Origin of the sequence: Arthrobacter sp. Cr_A7, assembly GCF_029222765.1 — a bacterium.
In the GTDB taxonomy this organism is placed as follows: Bacteria; Actinomycetota; Actinomycetes; order Actinomycetales; family Micrococcaceae; genus Arthrobacter.
In genome coordinates, this window is sequence record NZ_JARHXQ010000088.1 from 1 (window position 1) to 10,630 (window position 10,630).

Annotated in this window: 14 protein-coding genes; 2 read left to right on the forward strand and 12 right to left on the reverse strand. The window is 65.4% G+C overall.

The window, feature by feature from the left end; all coding sequences use genetic code 11:
- Positions 1 to 13 precede the first annotated feature (13 nt).
- The 5 genes from rpsN to P2Q66_RS05365 all read right to left on the reverse strand — a co-directional run bounded on the left by rpsN (position 14) and on the right by P2Q66_RS05365 (position 2,304).
- Positions 14 to 319 carry a 30S ribosomal protein S14 gene (gene rpsN, locus P2Q66_RS05345; protein WP_009358853.1) on the reverse strand — a complete coding sequence of 102 codons (306 nt, stop codon included), beginning with the start codon at positions 317 to 319 and terminating at the stop codon, positions 14 to 16.
- A 2-nt stretch (positions 320 to 321) separates the two neighbouring features.
- On the reverse strand, positions 322 to 489 hold the full coding sequence (gene rpmG, locus P2Q66_RS05350) for a 50S ribosomal protein L33 (protein ID WP_013602737.1): 168 nt from the start codon (positions 487 to 489) through the stop codon (positions 322 to 324).
- Entirely contained in the window at positions 489 to 725 is a 237-nt protein-coding gene (gene rpmB / locus P2Q66_RS05355) for a 50S ribosomal protein L28 (RefSeq protein WP_015938871.1), read from the reverse strand. The genes rpmG and rpmB overlap by 1 nt, the downstream gene beginning before the upstream one ends.
- A 265-nt stretch (positions 726 to 990) precedes the next feature.
- Complete coding sequence (locus P2Q66_RS05360; protein WP_275726176.1) at positions 991 to 1,779, reverse strand: SGNH/GDSL hydrolase family protein; 789 nt, start codon at positions 1,777 to 1,779, stop codon at positions 991 to 993.
- Between the two features lie 45 nt (positions 1,780 to 1,824).
- Complete coding sequence (locus tag P2Q66_RS05365; protein ID WP_079599116.1) at positions 1,825 to 2,304, reverse strand: MarR family transcriptional regulator; 480 nt, start codon at positions 2,302 to 2,304, stop codon at positions 1,825 to 1,827.
- 58 nt (positions 2,305 to 2,362) lie between these two features.
- Between P2Q66_RS05365 and P2Q66_RS05370 the strand changes: the two genes are divergently transcribed.
- Positions 2,363 to 2,650: a YciI family protein gene (locus P2Q66_RS05370; RefSeq protein WP_275726178.1), complete on the forward strand. Its 288-nt coding sequence runs from the start codon at positions 2,363 to 2,365 to the stop codon at positions 2,648 to 2,650.
- Here P2Q66_RS05370 and P2Q66_RS05375 read toward each other — a convergent pair.
- From P2Q66_RS05375 to P2Q66_RS05400, 6 genes are all read right to left on the reverse strand, one after another.
- Positions 2,647 to 3,492 carry an SGNH/GDSL hydrolase family protein gene (locus tag P2Q66_RS05375; protein WP_275726180.1) on the reverse strand — a complete coding sequence of 282 codons (846 nt, stop codon included), beginning with the start codon at positions 3,490 to 3,492 and terminating at the stop codon, positions 2,647 to 2,649. The two genes, P2Q66_RS05370 and P2Q66_RS05375, sit on opposite strands and share 4 nt — an antisense overlap.
- A 275-nt stretch (positions 3,493 to 3,767) precedes the next feature.
- Positions 3,768 to 4,808 (reverse strand): siderophore-interacting protein, encoded by a 1,041-nt coding sequence (locus P2Q66_RS05380; protein WP_275726182.1) that lies wholly within the window; start codon positions 4,806 to 4,808, stop codon positions 3,768 to 3,770.
- Entirely contained in the window at positions 4,805 to 5,620 is an 816-nt protein-coding gene (locus P2Q66_RS05385) for an ABC transporter ATP-binding protein (RefSeq protein ID WP_258868587.1), read from the reverse strand. The genes P2Q66_RS05380 and P2Q66_RS05385 overlap by 4 nt, the downstream gene beginning before the upstream one ends.
- Before the next feature lies 1 nt (position 5,621).
- Entirely contained in the window at positions 5,622 to 6,695 is a 1,074-nt protein-coding gene (locus tag P2Q66_RS05390; protein ID WP_275726190.1) for an iron chelate uptake ABC transporter family permease subunit, read from the reverse strand.
- Between the two features lie 23 nt (positions 6,696 to 6,718).
- Complete coding sequence (locus tag P2Q66_RS05395) at positions 6,719 to 7,798, reverse strand: iron chelate uptake ABC transporter family permease subunit (RefSeq protein WP_275726184.1); 1,080 nt, start codon at positions 7,796 to 7,798, stop codon at positions 6,719 to 6,721.
- A 10-nt stretch (positions 7,799 to 7,808) separates the two neighbouring features.
- Complete coding sequence (locus tag P2Q66_RS05400; protein ID WP_275726185.1) at positions 7,809 to 8,900, reverse strand: iron-siderophore ABC transporter substrate-binding protein; 1,092 nt, start codon at positions 8,898 to 8,900, stop codon at positions 7,809 to 7,811.
- 352 nt (positions 8,901 to 9,252) lie between these two features.
- Here P2Q66_RS05400 and P2Q66_RS05405 point away from each other — a divergent pair, with 352 nt between their 5' ends.
- On the forward strand, positions 9,253 to 9,747 hold the full coding sequence (locus P2Q66_RS05405) for an FBP domain-containing protein (RefSeq protein WP_275726186.1): 495 nt from the start codon (positions 9,253 to 9,255) through the stop codon (positions 9,745 to 9,747).
- Between the two features lie 70 nt (positions 9,748 to 9,817).
- Here the strand turns inward: P2Q66_RS05405 and P2Q66_RS05410 are convergent, their stop codons facing one another.
- Positions 9,818 to 10,516 (reverse strand): hypothetical protein, encoded by a 699-nt coding sequence (locus P2Q66_RS05410; protein WP_275726188.1) that lies wholly within the window; start codon positions 10,514 to 10,516, stop codon positions 9,818 to 9,820.
- Positions 10,517 to 10,630: the final 114 nt, after the last annotated feature.

Below are 10,630 nucleotides of genomic sequence, written 5' to 3' on the forward strand. Positions count from 1 at the left end.
CAGCTGCGCGGGATTACCAGGAAGACTTGGTGATGCCCGGAAGTTCGCCCTTGTGGGCCATGTCGCGGAAGCGGACACGGGAGATGCCGAACTTCTGGAAGGTACCGCGGGGACGGCCGTCGATGATGTCGCGGTTACGCAGACGGATCGGGGACGCGTTGCGGGGCAGCTTCTGCAGGCCCAGGCGGGCTGCTTCGCGTGCTTCGTCGGTTGCGTTTTCGTCAACCAGGGTCTTCTTCAGCTCGAGGCGCTTTGCAGCGTAACGCTCAACGATGACCTTGCGCTGCTCGTTGCGAGCAATCTTGGACTTCTTAGCCATGTTTAGCGCTCCTCTCGGAATTCGACGTGCTGGCGGATCTTGGGGTCGTACTTCTTCAGAACCATACGGTCCGGGTCGTTACGACGGTTCTTGCGGGTTACGTAGGTGTAACCCGTGCCCGCGGTCGACTTGAGCTTGATGATCGGACGTACGTCCTTGTCCTTAGCCACTAGAGCTTCACCCCACGAGCCAGGATAGAGGCGACGACTGCGTCGATGCCGCGTACGTCGATGGTCTTGATGCCACGTGCAGAGACCTGCAGCGTGACGTTACGGCGCAGGGACGGAACCCAGTAGCGCTTCTTCTGAATGTTCGGATCGAACCGACGCTTGTTGCGGCGGTGCGAGTGCGAAATGCTGTGCCCAAAGCCCGGCTCGGCCCCGGTCACTTGGCAGTGTGCTGCCATGACTTCTCCTCAAGAATTGAAAGTAATGATCCGCATATCTGCTGCTGGACCATGCTGCTAAGGGCGACCCAAAAATAAAGAAGGGCGAACGGTTAGTCACGCAACTTGAGCCCCTAACTACCGGCCACCCTGGAGAAATTACCGGGCAACCGGAGCAATTGCGCACGCTCCGCGCACTTAGCGCCTACCAAGTCTACGAGTTCACGCAATTAAAGACCAATCCGGGGCGAATGGGTGTATAAGCACAGCACCGGAAACAGCCGGGTCAGCTGCTTCCGCTGACCCGGTCCGGCTCGAGGCGTGTGAGCTGCGGGTACTTGGCCGACAGGTTGTCGCCGGAGGACTTGCCGGTAACGCGGCGGACAACCCAGGGACCGGCGTACTCCCGAAACCACTGGGCGTTGGCGCGCAAGGCCTCGGCACCGCGCAGTTCCGGCACCGGGGTCATGGGCGGGATGTCGATGGAGTGGTCATACTTCAGCACCTCCATGACGCGCTTGGCCATGTTCGCGTGCCCGGCCGCGGACATGTGCATCCGGTCCCGCGCCCACATGCCCCAGTCGTAGTACTCGCTGAAGCGCCAGTAATCCACGAGCAGGGCGCCGTGGTCCCCGGCGATGCCGCGGACCAGTTCGTTGTAGATCGCGGTGCGGCCGCGCATGGTGCCGAACACTTTGGAGCCCCGGGCGTCGAATCCGGTGAACATCACCACGGTTGCGCCCGTGGCAGCCAACTTGCGGATGCCGTCGTCGTACTCCGCAAGGAGGTCATCGATGTCGATCCGTGGGCGGAGAATGTCGTTGGCACCTGCGTAGATGCTCACCAAGGTGGGTTTAAGGTCGACGGCGGCGTCCACCTGCTCAGCGAGGATCTGCCGAAGCTTTCTGCCGCGGATGGCGAGGTTGGCGTAGCCGAAGCCGGGGTCGGCTTCGCCAAGCTGCTCGGCAACACGGTCGGCCCAGCCACGGACACCGTTGGGGCGGGTGGGGTCGTCGTCGCCCACGCCTTCAGTGAAGGAATCGCCGAGTGCCACGAACCGGGAAGTGAAATCCATCCGGCTAGTTTGCCACCCGTTGCTGGAAGCAACCAACCGGCTGGGCTAGCTTTCCCGCAGGATCCAATGGTCGGAGTCCAGGCGTCCCACCACTTTTTCACCGATCCGCGCCAGATCGAGGACATCCTGCTCTGACAGGGCGTCGAGGAAGAGGTCCCGTACCGCTTCGACGTGGCCGGGCGCCAAGCCAACGATGGTCGCCATGCCCTCCTCCGTAAGGTGGGCGATGGTGACACGGGCATCGTGGGGATGGGGCTGGCGCTCCACCCAGCCCCGCTTCTGCAGCTTCGTCACCACGTGGGAAAGCCGGGAAAGGGACGCGCTGCTGCGGGCGGCGAGTTCACTCATGGGCAGGAACCGCTCGTCCGCCTCGGAGAGCATGGCCAGGACGGTGTAGTCGAAGAGCGATAACTTGCCTTCGGCATGAAGCTTGGTGTCGAGGGCTGCCGGCAGCAGGGTGTTGATGCTCACCAGGGCCAGCCAGGCACGTCGTTCGTCGGCGTTCAGCCAGCGCGGTTCGGTCATGTCCCTATTCTACGATTGATCCTTCAACCGACGATGACCGTGCCGGTAGGCTGGGCGGATGTATGTTGTCTCCCTGACTTATCGGGTTCCGCAGGACATCGTCGATTTCCACCATGACGCCCACATAAGCTGGCTCCAGAAGGCTTTTGACGACGGCGTTTTTATCGCTGCCGGCCGGAAGGTCCCCCGCACGGGTGGCCTGCTGCTCTCCCAGGCGGACCGGGCCACGTTGGACGCCTCCCTGAAGCTGGACCCGTTCTATACGAATGGGGTGGCGGACTTCGAGGTAGTGGAGTTCCACGCCGCCCGGGTGGCGCCGGGCTACGAAATCCTCCTGGACAGCTAGCCTTCAGCCACGCCGGCAGGGTCTTCTGCCACCAGTTTCTTCAGCCCGCCCTTCCGGGGCACCTTGACCGGTTTCGGCCAGCGCGCCGTAAGTTCGTCACCCAGGGTGACACCCCGCAGCTTCCGGCCGAAGAGTGGCAGGACCCAGTCATGGATCCAACGCCGTTGCCGCTGTTCCCACTCCCGCAGGGTGAGCCGCGTTGGCGGTTCCCAGTCCTTGAGTGTGATTTTGTGGGGGACTCCCAACTGGTCCAGCACCTGCCCGGCCAAGTACTTGTGCCCGACCTTTGACATGTGCAGCCGGTCCGAGTCCCACATCCGACGGTCATGGAACGCGTCCAGGCACCAATAGTCCACCAGTACGGCGCCGTACTTCGCCGCGATGGCCCGCACTTGCTGGTTGTAGAACGCGTTGCGTTTCTTGAGCGGCTCGAGCAGCGCAGAGACCTTGACGTCGAATCCGGTAAACAGGACCAGTGTTGCCCCGGTTTCCGCCAGCTGCGCAACGAGTTGTTCGTAGTCCGCCATCAGTGCGGCCATATCCGTTTTGAGGTCCAGGATGTCGTTGCCCCCGGCGTAGAGCGTGACCAGCGTGGGCTTCATGCGCAGCGCAGGTTCCAGCTGCTCGTCGATAATCTGCCGGAGCCGCTTGCTCCGGATCGCAAGGTTCGCGTACTTCCATCCCGGCTGCGCCTTGGCCAGCTTTTCCGCCACCCGGTCAGCCCAGCCCCGAACCCCGTTGGGCAGCCGGTCGTCCCGGTCCCCCACACCCTCGGTAAAGGAGTCCCCAAGGGCAACAAACACCCGCCGCCCGGACTCAGGAAGCAAAGGTTGAGCAGACACCACCCCAACCTAGCCACCAAAGGAAAAGGAAGAACGACGCCGGGATGAACAGAAAGTGCGAGAGCGTTTGGGTTTGAGCGGCAAAAGGTGAGCGAGCGTTGCGGGGGGCGACAGCAAAGGCGAGCGACGCATCGAGCCGGCGGCGCACTTTTGCGTAGGAGCGCATCGCCGACCAGAGCAGAGTGAGGCCGCCCGCGGCCGAAGGAAGCGGCGGGAGGTGTCTAAGCGACGGCAAAAGTGCGCCGCTGGCGCACCCAGCCAAGGACCGCAGGGGCTTACCCCTCGGCCTTGCCCTGCCGCCAGTACCCCATGAAGGCCACCTGCTTCCGGTCAATCCCGACGTCCCGGACCAGGTAGCGGCGCATGTCCTTGATGACGGCCGCTTCGCCGGCGATCCAGGCGTAGAAGGGCATGGCACCGGCGGGCATGTCAGGGTTTTTGGTTGCCTGGATCTCTGCGGTTTCCATCCGGGTGGGGGTCTCCCAGAGAATGTCCTCGTCCACGTTGACGTCTTCGGGCTCGGGGCCGGCGCCGCCGTCGACCTCTTTGAGCCCCACCCAGCCGGGCACGGGAACGGCTTTGCGGACAGCGTCCTGGAGCAACTGGCCGTGCGGGCGGGACCGGCCGATCGAGGCGCCGCGGGCCAGCCAGGTGATCTCGACATTGGCAGGTGAGCTGAGCCCCAGGAAATCGCCGGCCTCCGGAACTTCGAGGAACGCGTGCCCGGTCATGTACTCCGGCAGGCTTTCCAGGATGGCGGAGATGGCCGGAATGGCTGTTTCGTCGCCGGCGAGGAGGACCCGCTGGGCGAGGCCCGGCCGCCACTCGATGCCGGAGTAGATTTCGGCAGTGACGCAGTGGGCGGCACGGTTGTTGGGGCCGATGATGGTGATGGCGTCGCCGGGCTTGGCGTTGAGGGCCCAGTTGGCCGCGGGGCCGCCGTTGCCGTGGTCATCGAAGTGCATTACAAAGTCGACGTCGATTTCGGGGTAGACGGCGTCCAGCCGGGCCTGACGGACAGTGTAGGTGCGCATTGACCCGCGCACGGCCGGGTCCATCTCCAGCCATTCGCGGTACCAGCCGGCCTGGCTCATCTCGAAGGCCGGAAGCGGCAGCGCGGTGCCGTCAGCGGCGAGCGACGGGATCATGAGCTTGACCCGCAGGTCAAGGGTTTCCCCGTGGACGCCGAAATCACGGAGCGAGTAGCCGCCGAACGTGATCCGGCGGAAGTTGGGGCTGAGTTCCTGGACGGAGGATACGGTGACCTCGAACGCGAGGGTCATCGGCTCGGTGGAGGCAACTTCTCGGGTCTTCATGAAACAAGCTCCAGTTCAGTGGCGGGGACGTGGTGGCGGCCGATGGGAATGATCAGGGGGGTTCCGGATACAGGATCCGGAATGACACGGGATTCAAGGTTGAAGACGTTGCGCACCAGGTCTTCGGTGACCACGTCGAGGGGGTTGCCGACGGCCACTACGGCGCCGCCTTTCATGGCGATGACGTTGTCCGCGTACCGGGCGGCAAGGTTAAGGTCGTGCAGGACGATGGCCACCGTGGTGCCGCGTTTACGGTTCAGGTCCGTGACGAGGTCCAGGACTTCCACCTGGTGAGCGAGGTCCAGGTAGGTGGTGGGTTCGTCGAGGAGCAGGACGTCGGTTTCCTGGGCGAGGGCCATCGCGATCCAGACCCGCTGCCGCTGGCCGCCGGAGAGTTCGTCCACGTCGCGCCCGGCGAGGGCCAGCGTCTCGGTGGCTTCCAGCGCGCGCTGCACGGCGGCGTCGTCCTTGTCGCTCCAGCTGCGGAAGAAGCCCTGGTGCGGGTAGCGTCCGCGGCCCACCAGGTCGCGGACGGTGATGCCGTCGGGGGCGGTGGGGTGCTGCGGCAGGAGGCCCAGGGTGCGTGCCAGTTCCCGCGCCGGGCGGGCGTGGATGTCCTTGCCGTCCAGCGTCACGGTGCCGGCGGCAGGCTTGAGGAGCCGGGAAAGGCCCCGGAGCAGGGTGGATTTCCCGCACGCGTTGGCGCCCACGATCATGGTCACCTTGCCCTCGGGGATCTCGGCGCTGAGGCCGTCCACCACGCAGCGCTGATCGTATTTCAGCGTCAGGTCCTTGGCGTTGAGAACAGCCACGTCAGGCATCCTTTCGGTTGGCCGTAACCAGGAGCCACAGCAGGAACGGGGCACCAAGCGCACCGGTGATGACGCCCACCGGCAGGACCGTGCCGTCCAGCAGCAGTGGGGCAAGGTTGGCGGCGAAGTAGTCTGCCGCGAGGACAATCAGGGCGCCTACCAGTGCCGACGCCGGGAGGCTGGCTTTGCCGGTGAAGCGGCGGGCGATGGGCCCGGCCAGGAAGGCGACGAACGAGACCGGGCCTGCCGCCGCCGTCGCCACTGCCGCAAGCGTCACGGCGATGATCACCAGCGAAAGGCGTGCCGCGTTGACCCGAATGCCCAGGCCGGCAGCAGCGTCGTCGCCCAGCTCCAGGATCCGCAGCGGGCCAGCAATGACGGCCACGGCCGGGACCAGGACCACGAGGGCGAGGAACAGGACGCCGGCGCGGTCCCAGTTGGCGGAGTTCAGGGATCCGTTGAGCCAGACGAGGGCGTCGGCGGCGGTGCGGATGTCTGCGCGGGTCATCAGGAAGTTGACCACCGCGTGCAGGGCCGCGGCGATGCCGACGCCGGCCAGGACCAGGCGGTTGCCGGCCGCGTTCCCGCGGCTGGTCCCCCGGATCGCGCCGCCTGTCGAGATGGCGTAGATCAGAGCGGCCACGGCGAGGGCGCCGGCCAGGGCTGCCCCGGAAACGACGGCGCCGGACGCACCAAAGATGACGATGGCGATGACGGCGGCGGCACTGGCGCCGTAGCTGATGCCGATGACGTCGGGGCTGGCCAGCGGGTTGCGGAGCATTGTCTGGAACAGCGCGCCGGCCAAGCCGAAGGCGACGCCGATCATGGTGCCGATGACCGCCCGAGGCAGCTTGTTTTCCATCACGATGAAGCTGGCGCCCGGGATCTTGTCGCCGCCGGTGAGGTGGGCGATCATGATCTTGAAGAAGTCGGGGATGGTCACGGTGTAGCTGCCCAGCAGGACGGACACGGCGAACAGGACGACGACGGCGGCGGCCAGGACCGCGGTCCGGTTCAGTACCCGAGATGGCAGATAACGGGGGTGTTTCCCTCTCGGACTGCCGTCAAGTGCCATTTCGCGGGGAGTCTGGGTGATGCTCACAGGCCGGCCCCCTTACCGCGGCGGATCAGCCAGACGAACACGGGCGCTCCGACGAGGGCGGTCATGATGCCGGCGGGAACTTCACCGGGGAGGAGCACCACGCGGCCGATGATGTCCGCACCCAGGAGCAGCACGGGAGCCGCCACCAGGGAGAACGGCAGGATCCACCGGTAGTCGGGGCCGGTGAGGAAGCGCACGGCGTGCGGAATAACAAGACCCACGAACCCGATGGGACCGGCCAGCGCGGTGGCTGTCCCGCACAGCAGCACGATTCCCAGGGCGGTCACGGCCCGAACCAGGCCAACCCGCTGGCCGAGGCCGCGGGCGATGTCGTCGCCGAGCGCCAGGCTGTTGAGGATACGGCCGGTCAGGAGCGCGATGACGGCGCCAATGGCCAGGAAGGGAACGCCGGGCAGGACCACGGACCAGTCGCGGCCGGCCACGCCGCCCACCTGCCAGAAGCGGAAACGGTCAAGGGTGTCCTGGCTGGAGACCAGGATGACGTTCATCAGGGAGTACAGGCCTGCGCTCAGCGCGGCGCCGGCAAGGGCCAGCTTCACAGGGGTGGCACCCTCCCTGCCGAGGGAGGCGATGAGGTAGACCACGACGGCGGCGATTGCCGCCCCGATGAAGGCGAACCAGATGTAGCCGGAGAGAGTGGCCACACCAAAAACGTAAATGCCGGTGACGACGGCCAGCGCGGCGCCCGCGTTGACGCCCATGATGCCGGGATCGGCGAGCGGATTGCGGGCCACACCCTGCATGGCAGCACCGGCAAGGCCCAGGGCTCCGCCGGCCAGCAGGCCAAGGACGGTGCGCGGGATGCGGGCGTGGACCACCGCATGGTCGCCGTTGGCGGGATCGAACTGCGTGAGCGCATCCCAGACGGTGCCGAGGGGAAGACCGCGGGCGCCGACGGCCAGCGAGGCCGCGGCCAGGAGCGCAAGTACAACGACGGCGGCCAGCAGCCAGGCAGCCCGCTTTCCCCCGGAAGCGGGGTGGCGGGATCCTTTCGCCGGCACCGGGGTGCCCGCGTCCCCCTCCCGGGAGGCCGCCATCGTTGTACTGTGCGTCATGGAACGGTGCTTACTTCACTGCGTCCGCTGCGGTGGCCAGCTGCGGCAGGAACGTGTCCAGTGACCACGGCAGGCTCAGCGGGGAGGCGGCGGAGATGGACAGCGTCAGGGTGTTGTTCGAATCGGCAACCAGGGCGCCGTTCTTGATGGCCGGAATCTGGCTGAGCAGCGGATCCGCCTTGATGGCGTCGGCTGTGGAGGAGTCCGGAACCCACGTCACGAACACGTCTGACTCAAGTTCGTTGGCCTTCTCTGCGGACCAGGGAATGAAGAATTCCTTGGAATCCTTGGAGTTGTCCTCAACTACGGGAGCCAGCTTCATGCCGATTTCGGAGAGGAAGCGGGGGCGGTTGTCGTTGGCGGTGTAGACGTTGACGCCGTCGCCCTTGGCAGGCTCGAGGTTGCCGTAGATGAAGCTCTTGCCTTCAATCTGCGGGTGTTCGGCGACCTTTTCCTTGATGGTGGCCTCGGTGTCGGAGATAAGTTTGGTGGCTTCGGCATCCTTGCCGAGGGCCTTGCCGATGATGGACGTGGAGTCCTGCCAGGAAGTGCCGTAAGCAAGTTCAGGGTGGGCCACCACGGGTGCGATCTCGCTGAGCTTCTTGTAGTCCTCTTCGGTCAGTCCTGAGTAGGCGGCCAGGATGACGTCCGGGGTGAGCTTGGCGATCTCGGTGAAGTTGATGCCGTCAGCCTCCGAATACTGGGCCGGAGCCTTGTCGGAACCGAACCCGGCGCCGAGCTTCTCAAGGGCTGCGTCCTTCCAGGGGGTGGAGCCCTGGTCGTTGCCGCCCCACTCGTTCTTGGGGACACCCACAGGCACTACACCCAGGGCAATGGCGACGTCGTCATTGACCCAGGAAACGGTGGCTACCCGGGTGGGCTGCTTTTCGATGGTGGTTTTGCCAAAGACGTGCTCGATGGTGACCGGGAACTGCGCGCTGCTGGAGCTTGAAGCGCTGGCGTCTGTGGTGGAGGACGCGGGGCCGGTGGCGCATGCCGAGAGGGAGAGCGCCGCTGCGGCCAGAACAGCCGTCGCCTTGCCGGCTGATGAGAACAGCGTGCGGCGGGTGGCACTGAGGCCGGTGAAGAGGGGGGAAGTCACGGAACTCCTTAGGTGAATGAAGCGAACCTAAGTAAGGCTAGCCTAGCCTCCGCTCCATTACGCAAGGTTTTCGTAACTTATTCCCCAAGGTGACGAAGGACACAGGACCGGGTGCGTGTCGCTGCCTTGGACAGGCGATGCCCCTTTTGGCAGGATGACAGTGCTGGTTCCATACACGGACCAACCAGCTGGCAGAAAAGATGGGAACCAGAGAGATGTGCACGCGCCCGGCCTTCAGCGCCGCCGTTGCCATGGAAAGCGGGGCGGCCGTTGCGGCCTGCTCCGCGGGGAATGACTGACTCCTCGTTTCCTCACCCTTTTTTCGGGTCCCATCTCTTACGAAAGTTCAGGCATGCAATCAGTCACGCCCCAACAAATCCGATCTTCGTTCATCAATGCCAGCCGTTCAGAAGCCGCCAAGCTCAGCCTGCCCAAGGATTTCGACTCCCTTGATTGGGATAACCTCGACTTCCTGGGCTGGCGCGACGAGAAGATGCCCCTGCGCGGCTATCTTGTAGTCCCCGGCCTTCAAGGCTTGACCGGCATCATGCTGCGCGCCCCCGAGGGCGGCGCCCGGAAAAACCGCTCCGTGCTCTGCGAACTCTGCCGGGACGTCTTCTCCAAGGAGGACGTGCTGCTGTGGGTGGCCAGGCGCGCCGGCCAGTCCGGCCGCGACGGGAACACAGTGGGCACCCTCATCTGCGCCGACTTCCTGTGCTGCGGCAACGTCCGCAAGGAACCGCCGGCCAACGAGATTAACCCTGTACCCGCCGCCGTCGTCCTCCGCCAAATCGAAGGCCTCAAGGACCGGACCGCCCAGTTCCTGCGCCGCGTCCAGGCCAAATAACGTACCCGGCCGGCCGGATACAAGGAAGCCCGCCCTCACGGATGCGGGGGCGGGCTTCCTTAACGGCGGGTCAGCGGTAGGAAAAGCTCATCAGAATCGCCGTCAGCGCCTGGCCTTCAGACCCGGCGAACCAGGCCTTGGCCGCCTCGTCACTGGCAAATGGCCCTCCCGTGAATACGACGTTTGCAGCCAGCACTCGGTTGCCACCGACGATGACAACGTCAGCGCCTTCCGTGCCATCCGGCGAGACGGCTGCCCTGTGCGTTAGCGACAGCCGGTAATGGGGGGCGCCGTCGATACGGTCGACATAGAAGGAGGCGTGGGCGGTCTCAGGACCTGAATGCCCCTGCAATCCCGGGACTGGCTCGGAGAAGAACACGGTCCTGGTGTGGGGACCGGCAACACCACCCCCCACCTCGCTGTAGAAGATCCCGATCTGCTCGTTCCCGCTGGCGTCATACACAGTCGCGTTTTCAACAGAGGGTGACGCCCCACCCTGGCTGTGCTCCACCCGCCAGCCGGCCGGGTGGGTAAACGACAGCCGGCCGTCAGGAAAGGTAAAGGTGACGGGCTCGGCGGGAGCGGGTGCCGGATCGGACGACGACGGCGGGGCGGCCGACGGGAGCGGCTCCGCCGGCGCAGTGATGGGCGGCGGCGCGGCTGTCGTCGTCGGCTTTTCCGAAGGGGTGGCTGGCGGAGCGCTGGCGGAGGGCGGCTGGGTGGCCGGGGCCGTTGCCGCGTCCCGGTTTTCGACCGACGCGTTGACCATGCAGCCACTCAGGAAGAGTGCGGCTGATGCCGTAACCGAGAGGGAAAAAATCACACGCCGTGGCGAACGCATGGGAGTGCCTTTCGAGATAGTGATGTGGTGCGCCACGGGGTG